The sequence below is a fragment of the Parahaliea maris genome (assembly GCF_008064665.1).
GTDB classification, from domain to species: Bacteria; Pseudomonadota; Gammaproteobacteria; order Pseudomonadales; family Halieaceae; genus Parahaliea; species Parahaliea maris.
Genome location: NZ_VRZA01000004.1, coordinates 396147 through 417428, shown reverse-complemented (window position 1 = coordinate 417428; position 21282 = coordinate 396147). Strand labels below are relative to the sequence as shown.

The following is a 21282-nucleotide window of genomic DNA, read 5'->3' as shown; positions in this document are numbered from 1 at the left end:
CTAAAGAGAGTGTGTTTACACAGGGGTGATACCGATGCAAACGATTCCCGGGTTGCGGGGGGAGTGCGGCATGTCTGATATTGCGGTGGAGGCATCAACATCCAGGGCGGGTGGCGCTGTCGGGATTTTCCCGGCATTGGTACTTGCGCTGGCAGCTTATGCAGGCTTTCCAGGCGAGGCGCGGGCCCATACACCCCACCAGTGTCCGCAGGACTTCCCGGATCTACCGGCCATTTCCGGGCATCTGGCACAGGGCGATATCGACAGCGGCCGCATTAGTTTCAGCAACCTCTTTCGCCACGGCAGGGAGGTCTTCTCCGCCAACTGGAATCACTGTGACGGTCAGGGCAGACCTGCCACTACCGGCACCGGTGCCGCCCGAGTGCCCGATGAGCCCGCCTTCATCAGGACCTCTGGCCCCGACGCCAACTCCTGTGCCGGCTGCCATAACGTACCACGCGCGGGTGGCGCGGGAGATTTCGTCGCCAATGTCTTTGTACTCGCGCAAGCCCAGGACCCGGTGATCACGTCGCTGGACCCCGCATTCAGTAATGAACGGAATACGCTGGGCATGTTCGGCGCCGGCGCCATCGAGATGCTGGCCCGTGAGATGACGGCCGAGCTACAGCAGGCGGCCGCGCAGCTGGGGGACGGAGAGCACACGCTCAACGCGAAAGGTATCCCCTTCGAGGTTACCCTCTCTGGTGGCGAGGTCATTGCCAGCCGGGGAGTCGACACAGACCTGGTGGTCAAGCCCTTTCACCAGGCGGGAGTCGTGGTTTCCCTGCGTGAATTTACCGTAAACGCCTTCAACCACCACCACGGTATGCAGCCCGAAGAGCGGTTCGACCTGAACCCCGCCAACGGCTTCAATGTCGATCACGATGGGGACGGTATCAGCGGGGAGATGACCATTGGCGACATTACCGCTGCTACGGTCTACCAGGCAGCGCTTGCGGTTCCCGGGCGGGTCCTGCCGGCAGCCCCCCAGGCCAGGCGCGAGGTTGCAGCCGGCGAAGCATTGTTTGAACAGGTGAGTTGCGCCGACTGCCACATACCGGCGCTGTATCTGGATAACCGCCAGTTTGTCGAGCCCAACCCCTTCAATCCGGCGGGCACTGTGAGCAGCGGAATATCCTACGCCTTCGACCTGACCCGTGAGGGCGAAAAACCCCGACTGGAGCACTACGGTAACCAGGGGGCCGTCGTGCGCGCGTACACCGACCTCAAGCGGCATAACCTGTGCGATGAAGAGATTCGGGTACTTTGCAATGAGCAACTGGCACAGGGACGCCCGGAACAGGACGGACGACCGGGCTCCGAGTTTTTTCTCACCCGAAAACTCTGGGACGTGGGTAACTCGGCTCCCTACGGCCATCGCGGGGATCTCACCACCATCACCGAAGCCATTCTGGCCCATGGGGGTGAAGCACGAGCGTCGCGTGATGCCTTCGTGGAGCTAAGCGTTGACGATCAACGGTCGGTGATTCGCTTCCTGCGTTCACTGCAAGTTCTACCTGAGGGATCTCCGCGAACTTTGATCCGCCCCTGAAGATTTTGTGACACAAACCTGCTCCTGATCGTGTGTATAGACACAGCAGGCCAAGGAAAGGCATTTCGAGGCCGGCACAACAGCACGTCGCTTTCATATCAGGAGGTTGTCATGTTCAGAGAGTTTGCAGTTCACAGATCGTTAGCTTGGTCATTCGGCGTGGCCGCCATTGTCCTGGGCGCTGCTCAGTCGTCGGCAGAGGTCACTGTCCAACACTCCGATGTCATCGGCCAGGGAATGGTCGGCCCCGTCGTCGCCCCGGATGGAGCAAAACTGGTTCGTTCGGAGAAGGGCTTGAATGTCAGCATTCGTATTCCAACCCCGGTGGGCTATGTCTACCCCACGGGCAACATGTGGAACCCCGACGCCGTGCCCGGGCACCCCGAAGTCTATTCATTCTGGGTGTTTGTTTTTAACTATCCCGAGGAATGTGCGATACCGAATGCCTGTGGCCTGAGTGATTTCGGGGCGGGGCGTGGAGCGCCAGCCGCGTTCAATGCCGGTGGTCACGTGTTGGGAGACGCACCGCATCTTCAGCTGAGCGGGCGTATTTCGCTTAACAGTACGCCGTTTCTTCCCCCGGGAGGAGCACTGATAGAACCCGAGACAGCGGAGGTGCACTTCGCCATTGCGCCACACGGTCAACTGTCTCCCGAAGATATGCCTAACCAGATAAACACGCCCATCGGTTCACCGGATCACTGGTGGATGGCCTTCTTCCACTAGCCCGCACTATCACACCAGGCGCCCGATACGCGGCGCCTGGTGCATTGACTCAACTGGCTCAACTTTCTGGACTTTCCATCGCTCGCCGAAGCCACGTTAGCGCAAAGCGCCAGGAGCGGTTTACCGTTGCGGCCGACACATTCAGGTGACTGGCGGTTTCGTCGATCGACATACCACCAAAAACACGGCACACCACAATTTTTGCCATGCGCCCGTCTTCGGCCTCCAGTTTCTCCAGCGCATCCTCGAGATCCAGCAGAGTGTTCGATTCGCTGAACAGCCCCCTGGCCTCCGCCGTTTCCAACTCGAGGTGGGGTGCAGCCCCGCCCCGTTTTTCTGCTTTTGCGTCCCGAGCGTAGTTGATCAGTATTCGCCGCATGGTCACGGCGGCAGCGCCGAGGAAATGGGCGCGTGAGACAAAATCAGCCTGGGACTGGTCCACCAGCCGGAGGTAGGCTTCGTTAATAAGGGCTGTGGTTCCCAGCGTCTGGTGACCGAGCACTCGCGATCGCTGGCGATGGGACACTGCCCTCAGGTCCCGGTAGACACACTCGAACAGCTCACCCCAGGCTTCCTCGCCCTCCCCGTCCGAGACGCGCCGGAGCAGCGCTGTGACGTCATGAGTGTTATTCAAGCTGGCCTGCGCTGCTCATCTGAGCGAAAAACATCCTGTGTCAAACCTTCCTATATCCAACGTTATAACCACCATTGGTTTTGTCGAGCGGATCGTTTCAGGTGCCAGGTCGGATTATCGCCAGGGCAAAGAAGAATAAGTAGGCCAAAATTCCACGCATAGCAACAAGCTTTCGATGAAAACTACAACTGACCAGGCAATTTCACCTACTACACTGGAAGATACGGAAAAATCGAAGCAATCAGGAAATGACTCAATGTTCCAGGAAGCGCTGAAGTCCACGCGTACCGCGTACCAGTTGATACCCTTTGTTTCCCTGATCCTGATGGTGTTTTCGGTCTCTGTCATCCCAACGGGCGAGCTTTACACCCAGGCGAGTCGCCAGATAAAAACGGCGCTGGGAATCGACTGGAGTGCCTATCGGCAATGGGCCGAGCGGGCGCTGGAACCCTACCAGGAACAAAAACGGCAGACCATCCAGGAAACTGACCCGGTCGAAGTGTACGGGGGACGACAGAGCGACACACAACCAATCGAAGCGGCCTGGCAACTGCTGAATACCCATTTCCCGCTGTTTCGGCCGGAGGTTACACAGCGGGATGCACTCGAAACCGTGGTAATCGAGATGGACCAGTCGATCAGGACCTACATCGACACAGCAGCACCTGAGGAAGGGCTCGGTGAGTTTGATGTGACCATCCCACTTGATATCTACCGTTATTTCCACTCCCCCGAAGCACAACGCGATGCAGTACTGATTGGCCCGGATGCCGAAAAAGCAAAAGCGGCAATCTGGAACAGCGTGGGGGAGAAGATCATTCACCAGACGCGATACGAAGGCCCTACCCTGCTCGCAAGTGAGGTCTCCATTGCTGCCAATGTGCTGGTAGAAGCAGTGCCGATAACCCGGGTGGGCGGCGGGAGCGATGAGAGCTATCGGACCGTCGTTCACATCAAAGGCTTCAGGGCCGATTGGCTGGACCCAGCTACAGCGCCGGACTGGGAAGCTGTGCAGACCCGCTACGTGGACGCCGCCTCCCAATCGATACCACAAACCAGTATCGCCACCTGGTTGGCGACAGCGTATCCGGAAATGGGCATATCACCGCAGGAGGAAGGATTTGTCCCATTTGGTGGGCTGGAACATGTCTGGCGGGAGATCGCTGATCGACCACTGATTGATGCCGATCTTTACCTCAACGCGCTGGCAGCGGAGGAGCGCCGCCGCGGTGACAAAGTCACCCTCATGGGGGTCACCGTGCCGGCCGGGCTGGTGCCCTTCGCTGGCCCCCTGGCATTGCTGTACCTGCAATTCAATTTGCTACAGCTATTGCTGCACGTTACCCGGCACGCCCCCCGGCACCGCGAAGTTCTAGCGGAATTTCCGTGGCCCGTGCTGCATGGTCAGCGTATCTGGTGGCTGCATCCCGCCACCTGCCTGGTTGGGCTGCCGATAGCTACCCAGTGGGTTATCGCGCTACGAATGACTGACGCCGATCCTCTGTGGGTCAATATAGGTTGGGTGTTAACGGCCTGCAGTGTCGCCTGTTCGCTTGTCGCGTGTCGTCGCCTCGTTGGATTGAGGAGCGTGGTTCCTGTTGATGAGTAACAAACCTGGCAAGGCATCAACCAGTGCCCGTTTCGGTGATTCACTTCCCTGCCTCGATTGTGGCGGCCCATACCCCGGAAGGACTTGAGGCCGACCTCTACGGAACCGGCGAACTGATAGAATCCTTCGAGGCCAGAGTCGCAAAATCTTTACTGAGCGGCCGGCGCCGGCTCTACTTGCAACGGCTTCGTTGCGAATTTCTGCTCCGCCTGCCACACGTCATAGGCAGACTGCTCTGCCAACCATATCCTCGCATCACCGCCGCGCTCTACCCCCAGCCAGGCCTCGATCCGCAGGGCCATCTCTGGCGAGATGCCGGCGCGGCCGTTCAAGACCCTGGACAGCGCCACACGGGTCACGCCAAGCTGACTGGCGGCCTCCGTGACCGTCAGGCCCAGCGCGGGTAATACGTCATCGCGCAGGGTGATGCCTGGGTGTGGCGGGTTGTGCATACGGCGCATCATTTCATCCTCAGTGGTAATCCATGTAGTCAACCAGCACGGCGTCCTCGGCTTCGAACCGGAAGGTCATGCGCCAGTTTCCGCTGACTGACGCCGCATAGTGGCCTTTCAGATCACGGCCCTTCAGCGGGTGGAGTCGCCAGCCTGGGAGATTCATGCCCTGCACATCCTTTGACTCATTGAGCCTGCCGAGCATCCTGGCTAGCCGCGGTGCATGAGCGGCTTGAATTCCTGCCGTACTCCCTTTCTCGAAGAATGCCTTCAGACCCTTGTGCCGAAATGACTTAATCACGAATGAGTGTATACCGTAAAGTTACACTTAACAATGCCTGGCAGCCAAACCTGCCAGCCGCCACGTTACCGGACTTCACCTGCTCTCGCAGTGTAACCAGGTAATCCGCCCAGCTGTGCATCATATTCGCCCGTTCCTCAAGGAACGATGAGCGGTTGTACGCCCTGCCGTTTGCATCCTTCACAGCATGGGCCAGCTGATGCTCTATTACACCAGGCCGGAAACGCAGCGCCTCATATAGCAGGGTGAGAGTAGTGGCACTGAAGCCGTGGGGAGTGACCTGCTCTTTGCTATACCCTTCTGACGAGCACGATGTGCTGAATCAATTGTCCCACTGGACTCTGCACGCATAAGGGCCGCCAGCAGTTCCTGAGACTCAAGATGCAGGAAACATCAGACCACTTGGCCAACGTCGGATCAAGTTGCTCAGGAATGTCCACATACGTAGCGCGTAAACAGCCGGAGCGCCGGACACTACACTGTGAGCCGTGCACGGGAAGTCACATTTAAGTTAGTGGAGGCTCGGGTCGGAATCGAACCGGCGTACACGGAGTTGCAGTCCGCTGCATAACCACTCTGCCACCGAGCCTTCAAGGGGGGATTGTGTGAGGGTTGGAGCGGGAAACCGGGTTCGAACCGGCGACCTCAACCTTGGCAAGGTTGCGCTCTACCAACTGAGCTATTCCCGCCTCACACAGAGGGTGCCCATTGTATGAATTGTTGCGCCGGAGTCAACATCCCGCGGAGAAAATTCCGCTAAATATCTGAAAATGCGCGATTTTATTGTTCGCGCATCACATCTCTGGCGGCCCGCAGGTAGATCACCATGGACCACAGGGTCAATACCGCCGCGCTGTACAGCATCAGGTAGCACAGGGCCAGCATCCAGCTCTCGTCCTTGACCGGGTCGATGGCCAGCAGGCCGACGATGGCCACCATCTGGAAGGCGGTCTTGACCTTGCCCACGTAGGACACCGCCACCGAGGTGCGCTGCCCCAATTCCGCCATCCATTCCCGCAGGGCCGACACTACGATCTCCCGGCCGATGATCACACAGGCAGCCAGGGTGAACAGAATGGTGTCGTGCCGCTCCACCAGCAGCACCAGTGCCACGGCCACCATCAACTTGTCGGCCACCGGGTCCAGGAACGCGCCGAAGCTGGTCATCTGGTCCAGGCGCCGGGCCAGGTAACCGTCGAACCAGTCAGTGATCGCGGCAATGGCGAAGATGCCCGCCGCCACCAGCAGGTGTTTCTCGAAGGGCAGGTAAAACACCACCACCAGGACGGGGATCATGAAAATACGCAGCATGGTCAGCGCATTGGGAATGTTGACGTGCAAGCTCGGTGCTCCTGGCTAGTCTGCGGCCGTGTGCAGGTGATCGTAGATCTGCTGGGCCATGGTGGCACTGATGCCGCCCACTTTCTTGAGTTCGTCGACGCTGGCGTTCTTCACGCCCTGGGCGCTACCGAAATGGCGCAATAGTTCCCGGCGCCGTTTGGCCCCCACCCCGGGTATGCCTTCCAGCAGGGACTGGCGGCGCGCCTTGTCGCGGCGGGCCCGGTGACCGGTGATGGCGAAGCGGTGCGCCTCGTCGCGTATGTACTGTATCAGGTGCAGTGCAGAACTGTCCCCCGGGAGTTGTCGCTCCCGGCCCGAGTCGCCCATGATCAGGGTCTCGAAGCCGGCCTTGCGGGTGACACCCTTGGCCACCCCCACGACCGTGACATCGAGTATCTGCAGTTCCTCCAGCACCGACAACGCCTGGGCGACCTGCCCTTTGCCGCCGTCGATCAGCAGCAGGTCGGGGAGAACGCCCTCCCCCGACTTGAGGCGCTTGTAGCGGCGCTCCAGGGCCTGCTGCATGGCGCCGTAATCGTCCCCGGCCGCCACGCCCTCGATGTTGAACTTGCGGTAATCGCCCTTGCGCGGGCCCTCCTGGTCGAACACCACACAGGATGCCACGGTGGCCTCACCGGAGCTGTGGCTGATATCGAAACACTCCATACGCTGGGGCGGCTCCGGCAGGCCCAGTTCGGCCTGCAGGGCCTGTACCCGCTCCTGGGTGGTTTCGCGCCCGGCCAGGTGGGCGGCAAGGTTGGTCTGGGCGGTCTGTACCGCCAGTTGCAGCCAGCGCGCCCTGGCCTCCCGCACCCGCGAGCGCAGGCGCACCTTGCGGCCGGCGGATACGGTGAAGGCCTCGGCCAGGGTATCGGCGTCATCCGGCAGCGCGTTTACCAGGATGTCACGGGGAATCTGCCGCTCCCCGCCAAGGTAGTACTGGGGCAGGAACGCCGACAGCACTTCCGCCTCGCTTTCTTCCAGTTTGAGTGGCGGATAATAGGTTTTACTCCCCAGCACCCGGGCACTGCGCACAAACAGTACCTGCACGCAGGCCCTGCCCCGGTCCAGCGCGGCGGCGAGGATATCGAGGTCACCACTGCCGCCCTCGATGCCCTGGGTCGCCTGCACATGCTGTAACTGGCTGAGTTGGTCGCGGTAACGGGCGGCCTCCTCGAAGCGCAGCTCGGTTGCTGCCCGCTCCATGTCATCCGCCAGCCGCACCATCAATTCCTGCGACTTGCCTCGCAGGAACAGGCTGGTGTTCTCCACCTGTTCGGCGTACTCCGCCTCGCTGACCATGTCCACGCAGGGGCCGGTGCAGCGGTCTATCTGGTACTGCAGGCAGGGGCGCGAGCGGTTGCGGAAATAGCTGTCTTCACACTGCCGCACCTTGAACACTTTCTGCAGGAAGTGCAGCGATTCGCGCACCGCCGCGGCGCTGGGATAGGGCCCGAAGTAGGTCCCCTTGCGCCGCTTGGAACCGCGATGCAGGCTGAGGCGCGGCCACTTGTCCTCGCTGGAGAGGAAGATGTAGGGATAGGACTTATCGTCCCGCAGCAGGATGTTGTAGGGGGGCTGGTGGGTCTTGATCAGGTTGTGCTCGAGCAGCAGCGCGTCCACCTCGGTGGACGTGACCGTGACCTGGATATCGGCGATGCGGCTGACCAGGGCCATGGTCTTCTCGGTCAGGCCACTGGCCCGGAAATAGCTGCTCACCCGATTGCGCAGGTTCTTCGCCTTGCCCACGTACAGCAGTTCCCGTTCGGCGTTGTACATCTGATACACACCGGGGCGGGTAGTCAGGCGCTTGAGAAAGGACTTGTGATCGAACCCGCTCACTGTCCCGCGCCCTGCGCTGCGCCCTGCACTTCACCATAGACCCTGGGTTCCATTTCCAGCGCCACACCAAAGCGCTCCTGCACCGACAGCTGGATGGCACGGGCCAGTTCCAGCAGGCGCGCGCCACTGTTGGCGCCATAGTTCACCAATACCAGTGCGTGGCCCGGGTGAACGCCCACGCCATTGCGTTGCTCACCTTTCCAGCCGGCTTGCTCAATCAGCCAGGCGGCGGGGATTTTTATCCGGCCCTCGCCCGCCGGATAAGTCGGCATGCCGGAATACTGGCCCGCCAGTGCCTTTGCCACGCTCTCGGCTACCACGGGGTTCTTGAAGAAGCTGCCGGCATTGGGGTCGGTCGCCGGGTCTGGCAGGCGGGCGCCGCGAATTGCCACCACCGCGTTATACACATCCATGCCGCCGGGCTCGGTAATACCCTGCGCCTCAAGGTAGACTGCCAGGCTGGGATATCGCGCTTGCGCAGGGGCTTTCAAAGGCAGGCGGAAATCGACGGCCGTCACCACCACATCCGTCAGCTCGCGCTTGAAAATACTGTCGCGGTAGGCGAATCCACAATCGGCGGCAGACAGGGTCTGCTCTACACCCGAATCGAGGTGCACTACCTGCACCGCCTCAACGAACTGTTCCAGCTCGACGCCATAGGCGCCGATATTCTGGATGGGTGCCGCGCCCACGGTACCGGGAATCAGCGCCAGGTTGGCCAGGCCGCTGTAGCCCTGCCCCACGGCCCAGGTGACGAAGGCATGCCAGTTCTCACCGGCTGCTACCCGCAGGCAATGTGTGGTGTCGTCGCTGTCCAGCAGTTGCCTTCCGCGGCTGGCCAGTTGCATGACGAGGGCATCCACATCCCCGGCAAACACGACATTGCTACCCTCGCCCAGGGGCAGGATGCCAAGGCCCTCGGCCCGCGCCCAGACCCGCGCCTGTCGCAGCTCATCGAGTGATTCCACGCGCGCAAAGGCGCGCGCCTGCGCAGCCAGCGCCAGCGTGTTGTGCGCCGCAAGGGAAAAATCAGGGTTTATTTGCACTCAGGATATCCGTGAGCAGGCCGTCACTGGCCGCTTCGATCAGATCCAGTACGTGGTCAAAGCCGTCGTCGCCACCGTAATAGGGATCCGGTACTTCCCTTAAACCGGTGTCGGCAAAGTCGAGGAACAATCCCAGGTGGCCGGCAAAACTGGCCGGACGCATGGCGCGCAGGTCGCCAAGATTGCTCTCGTCCATGGCCAGCACGTAATCAAACAGGGAGAAGTCCGCGGGCTCGACCTGCCGTGCCCGCAGGTGTGAAAGGTCGTAACCACGTTGCAGCGCCGCGGCCTGGGCCCGCCGGTCCGGCGGATGGCCGATGTGCCAGTCACCGGTGCCGCAGGAGTCAACGACAATACGCTCCTGCAGTCCGCGCTGCGCAACCCGTTGCTCAAACACACCGTGGGCAGTCGGTGACCTGCAGATATTGCCTAAACAGACAAAGAGCACATTCACCTGTGTCATCACTGCTCCCCCTCCAGCAACTCGCGCAGCCGCTCAAGGTCCTCGGCGGTATCGACACCCCCCGGTACGGCGGCACAGGCTTCGGCCACGTGAATACCCACGCCGTGATAGAGCGCGCGCAACTGTTCCAGTTGTTCCAGCCGTTCCAGCGGCGCGGGCGCCCAGGTGATATAGCGGTGCAGGAATCCGGTGCGGTAGGCGTAGATGCCGATGTGGCGGAACCAGTCCCCGGCCGGCAGGCTGTCGGGCGCCCCGCCCTGTGCGGCGTAGGCATCCCTCGGCCAGGGGATAGTGGCGCGGCTGAAGTAGAGTGCGATGCCGTCGGTATCACTCACCACCTTCACCGCATTCGGGTCCCACAGTGTTTCCACACTCTCGATACGCTCACACAACGTGGCGATGCCCGCACTGGTGTGTTGTTGCAGGTTGTTCGCCACCTGGTCGATCACCGCCGGTGGAATCAGGGGCTCGTCGCCCTGCACGTTCACCACGATGTGGTCATCGGCAAAGTCGAATTGCGTCACCACTTCCTGCAGGCGGTCGGTGCCGGAGGGGTGGTCTGCGCGGGTCATGCACACCTCGGCGCCAAAGGCATCCGCGCAGTCGGCGATGCGCTGGTCGTCAGTGGCAATGATCACCCGCTCGGCCGCACTGCTGGCGGCCTGCTGCCAGACACGCTGGACCATGGGCAGGCCGGCGATATCCTGCAGCGGCTTTCCCGGCAGTCGGGAAGAGCCATAGCGGGCGGGAATTACAACGGAGAAGGACATGGGCTGAATTTCCGTAAATGAGGGTTCCGTAACTGAGGATTCTGTAAACGGTGTTATCAATCGGCGCGCCGGGCGAGAGCGACCACCTCGTCTAGCAGGGCCTGTGGCAGGGTCGCGTCAATCGGCAGGTACCAGGCCTCGGCAAGCCGCTCGGCGGGCAGCACTGCGCGACATTTTACCGCGTCCTTCTCGGTCATGATAATCCGCCCGCCGGACATCCCGAGGAAGTCGGCCTCGGTATAGGTGTGGTGGTCGGCAAAGGAGTGTTCGGAAAACTGCAGGCCCGCCGCTTTCAGGGTGTCGAAAAACTGCTGTGGTTGTCCGATACCGGCCACGGCCCGGCAGGGGCCAGCCGAGGCGAACGCCTCGAGCGAGAGTTCATCACAGCCATCGAGCCGGCGCACCCGGCCCAGGGTATAGCGAACACCCTCCTCCGGCGAATCGCTGCCCCGGCGCAGGCGAAAATTGACCTCGTCCAGGCGCACCGCCGGCTCCCGCAATGGCCCGGCCGGCAGGCAGTGGCCGTTACCCATCCCGCGCGCGGCGTCGAGCACGGCAATTTCATAGTCCCGGGCCAGTGCGTAGTGCTGCAGGCCGTCGTCACACAGGACAATATCCACCTCCTGTTCCAGGGCCTGTACCGCCCGCGCCCGCAGGGGGTCGACCACCACGGCGGCACCGGTACGCTGGTAGATCAGCAGGGGTTCATCGCCTGCGTCACTGGCCAGGGAAATTTCCGAGAGCCGATGGGGATACAGCGGCGCCCGGCCGCCGTAACCGCGACTGACCACCCCGGGCCGCAAGCCCGCCTGCTGCAGGGCCTCCACCAGGGCGATGACGACCGGTGTCTTGCCTGTGCCACCCACAGTGATATTGCCCACCACCACCACGGGCACCGGGGCGCGATAACTGCGCAGGGTTCCCCGCCGGTACAGGCCACGCCGCAGTGCAACCACGGCGCGAAACAGCCCTTCCAGCGGCCACAGCAGGCACAGCCAGAACGCGCCCTCGTACCAGGCCCGTTCCAGGCGCGCGGCGAAAGACATCAGTCGCTGAATTCCTGATGGTAGAGCTGGGAGTAAATGCCGCCTTCGGCGAGCAGTTCGGCGTGGGTGCCCTGGGTCACGATACGGCCGGCATCCATCACCACAATGCGGTCGGCCCGCTCCACCGTCGACAGCCGGTGGGCGATCACGATGGTGGTGCGGCTCGCGGTGATCTCATCCAGGGCTCGCTGGATGCGGTGCTCGGACTCGTTGTCCAGGGCGGAAGTCGCCTCGTCCAGAATCAGCACGGGAGCGTCCTTGAGGATGGCCCGGGCAATCGCCAGGCGCTGGCGCTGGCCGCCACTGAGGCCGCCGCCGTCGTCGCCGAGTAGCGTATCCATTCCCTCTGGCAGCTGGTCGATAAACTCACTGGCGTAGGCGGCCTGCAGCGCGGCCTGCACCTGCTCCACTGATGCCCGCTGCAGCGCGCCAAAGGCGATGTTGTTACGCACGGTGTCCTTGAACAGGGTGACATCCTGTGACACCACGGCAATCTGGGCGCGCAGCGAGTCGAGGGTGTAGTCATCGATGGGCACGCCATCGAGGGTAATCGCGCCGTGCTCGCAGTCATAGAAGCGGGACAGCAACTGCACCAGGGTGCTCTTGCCGCTGCCGGAACGACCCACCAGGGCAACCGTGCTGCCCGAGGGCACATCGAGCGTGATGTGCTGCAGCACCGGCCGTTCGCCACCGGGATAGCTGAAGCTGAGATCGCGAATGGCCAGGTCGCCGCGCGCCCGGTCCACGGTATAGGTCCCGGTGTCCCGCTCACCCTCTTCGTCGATCTGGGCGAAAATGTCCTCCGCCGCCGCCAGTGCCCGCTGGATGGTGCTCTGAATGCCACTCAACTGGCGGATGGGTTTGCCCAGCAGCCCCGCCGCCGTAAGGAAGGCCACCAGGCTGCCACCGGTAAAGTCCGCCAGCATCACCGGGTTCAGGGCGATCCACACCAGCACCGCCAGCGACATCGCCAGCAGCGACTGGATAACCGGTGTCGACAGGGCGTCGGCAAAGGCGAGTTTCAGGCTCTGCTCGCGGTTGTAATCGCTGGCCGCCCGGAACCGGTCGGACTGCTGGCCCTGGCCGCCAAAGATACGGATTTCCTTGTGCCCGCCCACGCTCTCGTTACTCACCTGGGTCACGTCGCCCATGGAGTTCTGGATACGGCGGCTGTAGCGACGGAAGTGCTTGCCCACCACCGACACTACCAGGGCGATAATTGGGGCCACTGCAAAGAACACCAGCGCGAGGCGCCAGTTCTGGTACAGCAGATAGCCAATCAGACCAATAACGGTAAGACCCTCGCCGATAATGATCTTCAGCGCCTTGGTGGCCGCGCCGGACACCTGTTCGACGTTGAAGGTGATCTTGGAGATCAGCGTGCCCTGGCTGTGCCTGTCGTAGTAGCTGCAGGGGGCGCCGAGCATTTTGTCGAACAGCTCGCAGCGCAGGGTGTGAATCAGGTTGCGCGCCACGTTGGTCATGAAGTAGGTGCCGGCAAAGTAACCGGTGGCGCGGCCGAAGGCCAGCAGCACGGCGGCCACTGGCACCGCCACTCGCGCGAATTCCAGCCGGGTGCCCTCGCCGCCCTCCCAGAAGCGGTAGGCGATGCTGGCCACTACGCCCTTGTCGGACTGGGCGGTATCGTTGATGGCATCCAGCAGGAACTGCATCAGGTCGGCCAGCAACACATTGCCTGCCGAGTACACCGCGAAACCGACCACACTGAGCAGGAACATTTTCCAGTACGGCAGCGCGTAGCCCAGCAGCCTGCGATAGAGCTGCCAGTCGGACATGGTGCCCTGGCGGGCCACGTAGCGGGCGGTCCTAGCCATTGCCGTCGCTGGCGGGCTGCCGGGTGGTGATGCTGAGGTGCACGAAGCCCATCTGGCCTGCCGCGTCCATCGCCCGCACCACCGACTCGTGGCTGGACTGGGCATCGGCGGTAATGATCATGGGCAGGGTGGTATCGCCGGCAGACACTTTGTAGATGGCGGCCTGCAGGGTGCGGGGCCGGCTGTCGACCAGGCGCTGGCCGTTGACCCGGTAGGTACCCGCCTCGTCGATCATGATTTCTACCTGCTCGCCCAGGCTCTCCCGCGGCTCACCGCTGGCTTCCGGCAGGTCGATACTGAGCTGGGTCTCCCGGGTAAAGGTGGTGGAGACCATGAAGAAGATCAGCAGCAGAAACACCACATCGATTAGGGGTGTCAGGTTGACGCCGACTTCCTCCCGGCGCTGGCGACGGAATTTCAACGCCGCGCTTCCTCGGGTTCCTCGGAGTGCAGCGCATCCACCAGTTTGATGGTTTCCTGCTCCAGTTCGACCACGATGCCATCGATGCGACCGATGAAATAGCGGTGCATCACCAGTGCAGGAATTGCCACGGCGAGGCCTGCGGCGGTGGTGATCAGCGCCTCGGAGATACCGCCGGCCAGGGCGCTGGCATTACCGGTGCCCTGGGCCATGATTTCGGCGAACACCTTGATCATGCCCACTACCGTACCCAGCAGGCCCAGCAGGGGAGCCACCGCGGCGATGGTGCCGAGGGTGTTGAGGTAGCGCTCCAGCTCATGGATCACATGGCTGGCGGCTTCCTGGATGCTCTCTTTCATCACGTCGCGGCCGTGGGAGGCGTTACCCAGGCCCGCTGCGAGAATCCGCCCGAGGGGTGAAGACTGGCGCAGGCTCTTGAGGCGGCCGGCATCGATTTCGCCAGCCTTGAGCTGCTTCCACACGGTGGCCAACAGGTGGGGAGGTGCAATCTTTTTCGGGTTCAGTGTGTAAAGGCGTTCGATACAAATCGCAACCGCCACGATAGAACAAAGCAGGATCAGCACCATCAGCCAGCCGCCTGCCGTTACCAGTTCGAGCACACCTGTTTCCTGTAACAGCGAGAAGTGGCGCCATTATACGCACAGCTACCAGATCGGATAAACCGGCGAAGTGGTCACTTCGCATTAACGAATACCGGGCTGACCCTTAGCGCCAATAGAACTGCTGCAGGCGCCGGTGGGCCACCACCTCGAGAGCACTCTCACCGGGTTCAAAGATCAGTTCGATCGCACCCTCATGGGCGCTGAACCAGGCCCTGGCACCGCTGGCGGCGATACGCCTGAGCACGTCCGGGTGGGGGTGGCCGAAGCGATTGGCATAGCCGGCGCTGATCACCACGTGCTGTGCCGCAACCTGCTTCAGGAAGGCATGGCCAGTGGAGCTGTTGCTGCCGTGGTGGGCGGCCAGCAACCAGTCGCTGCGCAAACCCCTGCCCCAGTAACGCAGCAGTTGCCGCTCGCGATCACTGTCGATATCACCGGTCAGCAGCACCACCGTAGCGCCAATCTGCAGTTGCAACACGCAGGAGCCATTGTTGCGGCTGAGTGCCTGTTCCTCCGCGGGTGCCAGAAACCGGAGCGTCACCGGGCTTGCAGGCCAGTGCCAGGCCTCGCCTGCCCGGCAGTGCCTGGCCCGGGAAAGATCGGCCCCCGAGCGCACCGCCACCACTTCCACACCCTCCTCGATATCGACCCAACCCGCGCTGTGGTCGCTGTCACCGTGGCTCAACACCAGGGTATCCAGGCGCCGGATTCCGCGCTGGCGCAACAGCGGCAGCACGACACTGTCGGCCACGGTCGGCCCTCCGGGCACGCCGCCGCCGGTGTCGTACAGCAGCGCCCGGTCTCGGGTGTAGAGGAGGACGGAGGTGCCCTGCCCCACGTCGATAAACAGCAGGTGCACCGCATCTTCCGACGCCGTCTTCGCCACCCCCGGCGGCAGCAACGCGGGGGTGAGTAGCAGTGCCACCGCCAGCCACTTGCGCAACGCCGCGACAGGACTGACAGCCAGGCCAATCGCCACGGCGGCAAGCACAAGCTCTGCGGTGGACGGGCTGAATCGCCAATAGAGCCAGTCGGGCCGGGCCTGCACTATCCCGTCCGCCAGTGGCAGCAGGTACCCCAGGGGTATAGCCGCGGCCCGCCACAGCGCGTCCGCAGCGGACCAGCCTGCCAGGGCCAGGAATGTGGCTGCCAGCGACAGGGGTATCACGTAGAGCCCGAGCAGTGGGACCACCAGCAGATTCGCCGGCATGGACACCAGACTGGCGCCACCAAACCAGCCGCCTGCGAGAGGCACCATGGCCAGCGCCATGTAACCATGGGTACCCAGGATCGCAATCACGCGCTGGCCGAACCGACGCCCTCTCCCATGCCATTGCAGGCGCCACAACAGGCAGGCGACGGCACCGAACGACAACCAGAACCCGCTGCCCAGGGCGGCGAGCGGGTTGAGCGCCAGTAACACGACCGCCGCCAGCCACAGGCAGTGTCCGGCGGCGGCGCCACGCCCCAGCGCCGCGGCCACTACCACAACGCACAACATCAACAGGGCCCGGCAGGTTGCCAGGGAAAACCCTGCCAGGGCGGTATACGCCAATGCCATCAACAGTGCCAGCAACCCTGGCAACTGCAGGGCAACCCGGTTTCCCGCCAGTGACAGCAGCCGCCCGATCGCGTAACCCAGCCCTGCCAGCAGGCCAATATGCAACCCGGAAATCACCAGCAGGTGATTGAGGCCGAAGGACTGGAACAGTCGCCACAAACCGGTATCGAGCGCGCTGCGCTCGGCGACAGTGACCGCCTGCAGTACGGCCTGGACGTCCCGGGGCAGGCCGAGCCGGGCTATTCGCTCGCTGATCCGGGCCCGGGCCCGGTGGTGCAAGGTGGCCAGTCCGGCATCCACCGCGGGCAGGGGCAAGGCTGAACCGGGTGCACTGCGTACGCTGCCGGTGGCGTCGATGCCACTGCGGGCGTACCCGGCCTGCATGTTGTAGGACCCGGGATTGACCAGCCCCCAGGGGCGCCTGAGCAACACCTCGAAGCGCCAGCGGCTGCCGGGCTCGATGGCGGCCTCACCGTAATAGCTGAGCAACAGCCGGCGGGGACCGCGGCACTCAGGGGCCGACAGCGAGCTTACCTCGAACTCGAAGCGCTGTTGGCGGGTGCGCGCGTCAAAGTACGTGACCCGGGGTAGCGATACCACCCGCCCCGCCACCACCAGCGGCTGGCGCACACAGCTCTCTGGCAGAGTGCGGGCGACAGTGGCATGCCCATGGAGAATACCGACCAGCAGGCCCAGTAAACCCAGCCCGGCCAGGCGAGCGCCGCGCCGGGCGCGAAGCACCAGCGCCGTTCCGGCAAGCCCCAGAAGCAGCACGACAGGCCAAGCCGGTAACCACGGCAGCCCGGCCGATATCAACAGACCCGCCACCGGCGCTGATATCAGCCCTCCCACTGGTGGGCAATCCCGCCGATGTTGGGCATAATGGCCGCCCCCGCTGACTGGGCGCCTTGCGCCAGGAGCTACAGTCGACCACAGCGCAGCGCGGGTTCACACGTCGAATCAGGCCAGCGATGCCCAAACATACCCTCAAACAGATCATGCCCTCCCCTGCCAGGCTGCGGGAAATCAAGGCGCTTGGTTTTCTGGGCGAGTGGATTTACCAGTCCAATTTGTGGCACCTGAACCGCTACTCGGCTTCGATGGCGTTTTTTATCGGCCTGTTCGTGGCCTTCGTGCCCCTGCCGGGGCAGATGGTCATCGCCGCGCTGCTGGCCATCCTGGTGCGCTGCAACCTGCCGCTGGCGGTCACCCTGATCTGGATCACCAATCCGCTGACCATCCCGGCCATTTTCTACCTGGCCTACCGGGTGGGCGCATTGTTGATGAACGAGCCGGTGCAGTTCATGCACTTCCAGCTCAGCCTCGAGTGGGCCACCGAGAGCCTGCACGTGATCTGGCAGCCCTTCCTGCTGGGCTGCCTGGTGTGCGGCCTGTTTTTTGGCTCCGTGGGCTATTTCGTGATCAGCATGCTGTGGCGCTGGCACGTGGCCAATCGCTGGCATGCGCGCAAGGCGCGGCGGCTGACGGCAAAAAAGCTTCTGGAAGAAAACCGCCCCGGCCAGTAACACCCGCGCGGTGTGCGCCTACAGGTCCTGGTGCAGAATCTGCGCCGGCGCCAGCCTGGCGGCCCGCACTGCCGGATACAGGGCAGCCAGTAGGCACATCAGCAGGGCCACCCCACCCACCAGCAGCACATCCGAGCCCAGCACATCTACCGGCACGAAGGACACGGGGTAGACGTCGGTGTCGAGGAAGCGGTAGTCCAGCAGCTGTTCCAGCCCGGCCACCAGGGACGGCACGGCGAGGCTCAGGCCCACGCCCAGCAGGCAGCCAAGCGCAGCGCCCACCAGCCCGATCACCGCGCCCTGCAGTACGAACACCCAGGCGATGTCACCGCCGCCGGCACCCAGGGTGCGCAGGATGGCGATGTCGCCCTGCTTGTCGAACACCACCAGCACCAGTGACGACACCACGTTGAAGGCAGCCACGGCGATAATCGAAAACAGCAGGATGGATACCAGGTCCCTGGACAGCTGGATGGCGGCATACAGGTTGCCGTGGGTCTGCATCCAGTTAGTGGCGTAGTAGCCAGGGGGCAGGTTCTGCACCAGCTCCCAGCCCACCCGGGCCACGTCGAAAATATCCCGGGTTTCCACCTGCAGGCCACTGGCGGCACCCTCGGCGCTAAGCTGCGACAGGGCAAAGTCGAAGTCGACCAGGGCAACACTCTGGTCCAGCTCGGTACCGGTATCGAGCACACCGCACACCCTCACCTGGACGAAGCGGGCCTCCTTGGCGCCCACCCCGGCCCCCTGCCCCGGCACAATCAGGGTGAGAGGGTCGCCGGGGCCAACGTCCAGGCGCTGGGCCAGCCCCTTGCCCAGGGCAAGGGCGTTGCCGGTCTCGGAGAAACAGCTGAACTGCCCGGGGGGGAGGCTCGCCAGCAGGGCTCCCGCGTCGCTGCCGCCAATGACGCCCAGCCCCTGGGCGGTCTCGATGCGGCGGCCGTGCATGAACAGGGCGTTGAACTGGACGAAGGGGCGGACCGCCGTGACATCCGGGTGCCGGGCGACCGGGCCCATACGCTCGCGCCAGTCGGCCATGCCCTGGTGGGCGTACAGGGTGATGTGGGGCACCAGCGACAGGATCCGCTGGCGCATCTCCTTGTCGAAGCCGTTCATCACCGACAACACGGTAATCAGCAGGGTGATGGCCAGCACCAACCCGAGCATGGAAAGCGACGACAGAAAGGTCGAGAGATGACCCCGGCCAAAGGCAAAGCTGTAGCGCAGGGCAATGCGCAGGCGCTGTCCGGTATTCACTGACGCTCCTGCAAACGGCCCTGTACCAGCTCCAGGGTGCGGTGCATGCGCGCGGCGATCGCCGGGTCGTGGGTAACCACCACAAACGCCGCCTGCTCCCGTCCCAGTTCATCGATCAGGGCCAGCACCTGGGCGGCGGAATCCGGGTCGAGGTTGCCGGTGGGTTCATCCATGAGCACCACATCGGGCCCGGCCACCAGGGCCCGGGCAATGGCGACGCGCTGGCGCTCACCCCCGGACAACTGCCCGGGGCGGTGGGTGAGGCGGTGGCCCATGCCGACCCGCTCAAGGATGGCAGCGGCCCGGCGGGATGCCTCCCGCCGTCCGGCACCGGCAATCAGCAGCGGCATGGCCACGTTTTCGCCCGCATCGAACTCGGGCAGCAGGTGGTGGAACTGGTACACGAACCCCATGCGCTCGTTGCGCAGGCGGCAGCGCGCCCGCTCGTCGAGGCGGGCGATATCCTGACCGGCCATCAACACCCGCCCGGTGCTCGGATCATCCAGCCCGCCCAACAGGTTGAGCAGGGTCGACTTGCCGGAACCGGAGGCCCCCACCACCGCCACGGTCTCGCCGGGCAACAGGGTGAACTCGACCCCTTCCAGCACCTGCACGTGGTGGTCGCCGTCGCTGTAAACCCGGCCCAGGTTTTCGCAACGCAGCACCGCCTCTTTCATACCGGCTTCGTTCATAACAGCTTCATTCATATCCGCCCCGTCCATACCTGCCTCACTCATAGCGCAGCACCTCCGCCGGGGCGACCCGGGCAGCGCGCCAGGCCGGGTACAGGGTGGCCAGCAGGCTCAGTGTCAGGGAAGCCAGTACCACTGCCAGCACATCCCCGCCCAGCAGGCGGGCGGGCAGTTCGCTGATGAAGTACACCTGCGGGTCGAACAGCTTGACCCCGAGCAGCACTTCGACGAAGGCAGTGACCGGGGCAATGTAGGTGGCCAGCAGGCTCCCGAGTAGCGCACCGACGCCAATCCCTACCAGCGCCAGACCGAGTCCGTGGGCCACAAACACCACCATGATGCCCCGGGCACTGGCGCCCATGGTGCGCAGCACGGCAATGTCGCGGCGTTTTTCCGCGACCGACATGACCAGGGTCGATACGATATTGAAGGCGGCCACCGCCACCACACTGAGCAGCAGCAGGCTGACCATGATCTTCTCCATTTTCACGGCGCGAAACAGCGAACCCTGGGTCTGGCTCCAGTCGCGCACGGTAATATCCGCGGGCAGCGTCGGCGCCAGTTCCCGGACGATCTCCGGCGCGCGATAGAGGTCGAGGGTCTTCACCTGTAAGCCCTCTACCCTGCCCCGCTCACCCAGCAGGCGCTGGCCGGTGTCCAGGGAAACATAGGCCTGGTAGGTATCGGGTTGGGCGCCCACTTCGAACAGCCCCACCACCTGCAGGCGTTTGGTACGGGGAAAGGCGCCCAGGGGCGTCACGGTGATACGCGGCACGGTCACTTCAACGCTGTCGCCCGGCATCACACCGAGCAGGCGCGCCAGGGCCGAGCCCAGCACCACCGAAAAGGGTTCCGACTCCAGGCGCTCCAGGGAGCCATTTACGATGGCCTGGGGCACCCGCGACACCTCGCCCTCGGCGCCCACATCGATCGCGGTCAGCACACCGCCGTGGAGCAGGTAGCGGCCACTGAAAATGACCTTGTCGCTAATGTAGGGAGAAACCGCCACCACCCCTGGCCGGGCGCGCAGGTCTGTCGCCAGCGCCTGCCAGTCGGCGATGCCATCGGCGGAGGATTCGAGATAGGCGTGGGGAACCAACGACAATATGCGCTGTTGCAGTTCGCCAGCGAAGCCGTTCATCACCGACAATACCGTAATCAGGCTCGCTACCCCGAGCACCATGCCGAGCATGGACACCAGGGCAATCAGGCCGGTGAAGCGGCTGCGCTTGCGGCTGAAGCTGTAGCGCAGGCCGATGAAGAGCGCGTAGTGATCCGCCAGTGACGAGAATAGCCGCAAGCCGTGAGCGTCCCTGCCGGGCCAGTGCGCTAGCGTTTTTCGCTGGCGTCGTAGAACTGCGGGCGCGGGGGCTCGGACGCTTCGCCGCCGCGGGTTTCCTCTTCACAGCGCTGGGGGTCACCGCCACAAATGGTGCAGGACTGGTCGATACCCGTGGCGCCGATACCGCCACAGGATCCCTTGATGGGAGCACGCCCCGCCATCACACCCACGGCCATCGCGGCAATTACCGCGGCAAATACCACTACAGTGATCAGGAAAGTTGCCATATTCACCTCGCCGGCC

General features: G+C 63.4%; 21 protein-coding genes and 2 tRNA genes. 4 read left to right on the top strand and 19 right to left on the bottom strand.

All coding sequences use genetic code 11. The features are described 5' to 3' along the window. Nucleotides 1–70 precede the first annotated feature (70 nt). On the top strand, nt 71–1552 hold the full coding sequence (locus FV139_RS13745; RefSeq protein WP_187276530.1) for a di-heme oxidoredictase family protein: 1482 nt from the start codon (nt 71–73) through the stop codon (nt 1550–1552). Nucleotides 1553–1663: 111 nt separating this feature from the next. Continuing rightward, nucleotides 1664–2278, top strand: coding sequence for a hypothetical protein (locus FV139_RS13740; protein WP_148069010.1), 615 nt, complete (start codon nt 1664–1666; stop codon nt 2276–2278). A gap of 58 nt (nt 2279–2336) precedes the next feature. On the opposite strand, the gene FV139_RS13735 is transcribed toward FV139_RS13740, so the two are convergent. After that, a complete protein-coding gene (locus FV139_RS13735) occupies nt 2337–2912 on the bottom strand; it encodes an ECF-type sigma factor (protein WP_148069009.1) in 576 nt (191 codons plus the stop codon). Nucleotides 2913–3087: 175 nt separating this feature from the next. Here FV139_RS13735 and FV139_RS13730 point away from each other — a divergent pair, with 175 nt between their 5' ends. Beyond that, entirely contained in the window at nt 3088–4521 is a 1434-nt protein-coding gene (locus tag FV139_RS13730; RefSeq protein ID WP_148069008.1) for a hypothetical protein, read from the top strand. A 149-nt stretch (nt 4522–4670) separates the two neighbouring features. Here FV139_RS13730 and FV139_RS13725 read toward each other — a convergent pair whose 3' ends face one another. The 14 genes from FV139_RS13725 to FV139_RS13660 form a co-directional block, all read right to left on the bottom strand. After that, complete coding sequence (locus FV139_RS13725; protein WP_148069082.1) at nt 4671–4982, bottom strand: HigA family addiction module antitoxin; 312 nt, start codon at nt 4980–4982, stop codon at nt 4671–4673. Between the two features lie 10 nt (nt 4983–4992). Continuing rightward, complete coding sequence (locus FV139_RS13720; protein ID WP_148069007.1) at nt 4993–5274, bottom strand: type II toxin-antitoxin system RelE/ParE family toxin; 282 nt, start codon at nt 5272–5274, stop codon at nt 4993–4995. A 515-nt stretch (nt 5275–5789) separates the two neighbouring features. Then, nucleotides 5790–5863 (bottom strand) — tRNA-Cys (locus FV139_RS13715). Nucleotides 5864–5887: 24 nt separating this feature from the next. Continuing rightward, nucleotides 5888–5963, bottom strand: a tRNA-Gly gene (locus tag FV139_RS13710). Nucleotides 5964–6054: 91 nt separating this feature from the next. Continuing rightward, on the bottom strand, nt 6055–6615 hold the full coding sequence (gene pgsA / locus FV139_RS13705) for a CDP-diacylglycerol--glycerol-3-phosphate 3-phosphatidyltransferase (protein WP_148069006.1): 561 nt from the start codon (nt 6613–6615) through the stop codon (nt 6055–6057). A gap of 15 nt (nt 6616–6630) precedes the next feature. Beyond that, the gene (gene uvrC, locus FV139_RS13700; RefSeq protein WP_148069005.1) at nt 6631–8457 is read right to left on the bottom strand and encodes an excinuclease ABC subunit UvrC; all 1827 of its coding nucleotides are present in this window, start codon (nt 8455–8457) and stop codon (nt 6631–6633) included. After that, nucleotides 8454–9503: a UDP-N-acetylmuramate dehydrogenase gene (gene murB, locus FV139_RS13695; protein ID WP_148069004.1), complete on the bottom strand. Its 1050-nt coding sequence runs from the start codon at nt 9501–9503 to the stop codon at nt 8454–8456. The genes uvrC and murB overlap by 4 nt, the downstream gene beginning before the upstream one ends. Beyond that, nucleotides 9487–9966 (bottom strand): low molecular weight protein-tyrosine-phosphatase, encoded by a 480-nt coding sequence (locus tag FV139_RS13690; RefSeq protein WP_148069003.1) that lies wholly within the window; start codon nt 9964–9966, stop codon nt 9487–9489. The genes murB and FV139_RS13690 overlap by 17 nt, the downstream gene beginning before the upstream one ends. Beyond that, complete coding sequence (kdsB, locus tag FV139_RS13685; protein WP_148069002.1) at nt 9966–10736, bottom strand: 3-deoxy-manno-octulosonate cytidylyltransferase; 771 nt, start codon at nt 10734–10736, stop codon at nt 9966–9968. The genes FV139_RS13690 and kdsB overlap by 1 nt, the downstream gene beginning before the upstream one ends. A 56-nt stretch (nt 10737–10792) precedes the next feature. Beyond that, nucleotides 10793–11782 carry a tetraacyldisaccharide 4'-kinase gene (gene lpxK, locus FV139_RS13680; RefSeq protein ID WP_148069001.1) on the bottom strand — a complete coding sequence of 330 codons (990 nt, stop codon included), beginning with the start codon at nt 11780–11782 and terminating at the stop codon, nt 10793–10795. Then, nucleotides 11782–13617: a lipid A export permease/ATP-binding protein MsbA gene (gene msbA, locus FV139_RS13675; protein WP_213004121.1), complete on the bottom strand. Its 1836-nt coding sequence runs from the start codon at nt 13615–13617 to the stop codon at nt 11782–11784. The genes lpxK and msbA overlap by 1 nt, the downstream gene beginning before the upstream one ends. Continuing rightward, complete coding sequence (locus FV139_RS13670; protein WP_148069000.1) at nt 13610–14038, bottom strand: ExbD/TolR family protein; 429 nt, start codon at nt 14036–14038, stop codon at nt 13610–13612. Before FV139_RS13670 ends, msbA begins: the two co-directional genes overlap by 8 nt. Continuing rightward, a complete protein-coding gene (locus FV139_RS13665; RefSeq protein ID WP_148068999.1) occupies nt 14035–14658 on the bottom strand; it encodes a MotA/TolQ/ExbB proton channel family protein in 624 nt (207 codons plus the stop codon). The genes FV139_RS13670 and FV139_RS13665 overlap by 4 nt, the downstream gene beginning before the upstream one ends. A gap of 106 nt (nt 14659–14764) precedes the next feature. Further along, complete coding sequence (locus FV139_RS13660; protein WP_268939943.1) at nt 14765–17050, bottom strand: DNA internalization-related competence protein ComEC/Rec2; 2286 nt, start codon at nt 17048–17050, stop codon at nt 14765–14767. A 143-nt stretch (nt 17051–17193) separates the two neighbouring features. Here FV139_RS13660 and FV139_RS13655 point away from each other — a divergent pair, with 143 nt between their 5' ends. Continuing rightward, nucleotides 17194–17748 (top strand): DUF2062 domain-containing protein, encoded by a 555-nt coding sequence (locus FV139_RS13655; protein ID WP_148068997.1) that lies wholly within the window; start codon nt 17194–17196, stop codon nt 17746–17748. An 18-nt stretch (nt 17749–17766) separates the two neighbouring features. Here FV139_RS13655 and FV139_RS13650 read toward each other — a convergent pair whose 3' ends face one another. From FV139_RS13650 to nqrM, 4 genes are read right to left on the bottom strand one after another with little or no spacing between them, the layout of a single operon-like run. Further along, nucleotides 17767–19005, bottom strand: a complete 1239-nt coding sequence (locus FV139_RS13650; RefSeq protein WP_148068996.1) for an FtsX-like permease family protein — start codon at nt 19003–19005, stop codon at nt 17767–17769. Next, on the bottom strand, nt 19002–19682 hold the full coding sequence (locus FV139_RS13645) for an ABC transporter ATP-binding protein (protein WP_213004126.1): 681 nt from the start codon (nt 19680–19682) through the stop codon (nt 19002–19004). Before FV139_RS13645 ends, FV139_RS13650 begins: the two co-directional genes overlap by 4 nt. 52 nt (nt 19683–19734) lie before the next feature. Next, nucleotides 19735–20997, bottom strand: coding sequence for a lipoprotein-releasing ABC transporter permease subunit (locus FV139_RS13640; protein ID WP_235898653.1), 1263 nt, complete (start codon nt 20995–20997; stop codon nt 19735–19737). Nucleotides 20998–21026: 29 nt separating this feature from the next. Next, the gene (nqrM, locus tag FV139_RS13635) at nt 21027–21266 is read right to left on the bottom strand and encodes a (Na+)-NQR maturation NqrM (protein ID WP_148068995.1); all 240 of its coding nucleotides are present in this window, start codon (nt 21264–21266) and stop codon (nt 21027–21029) included. Nucleotides 21267–21282: the final 16 nt, after the last annotated feature.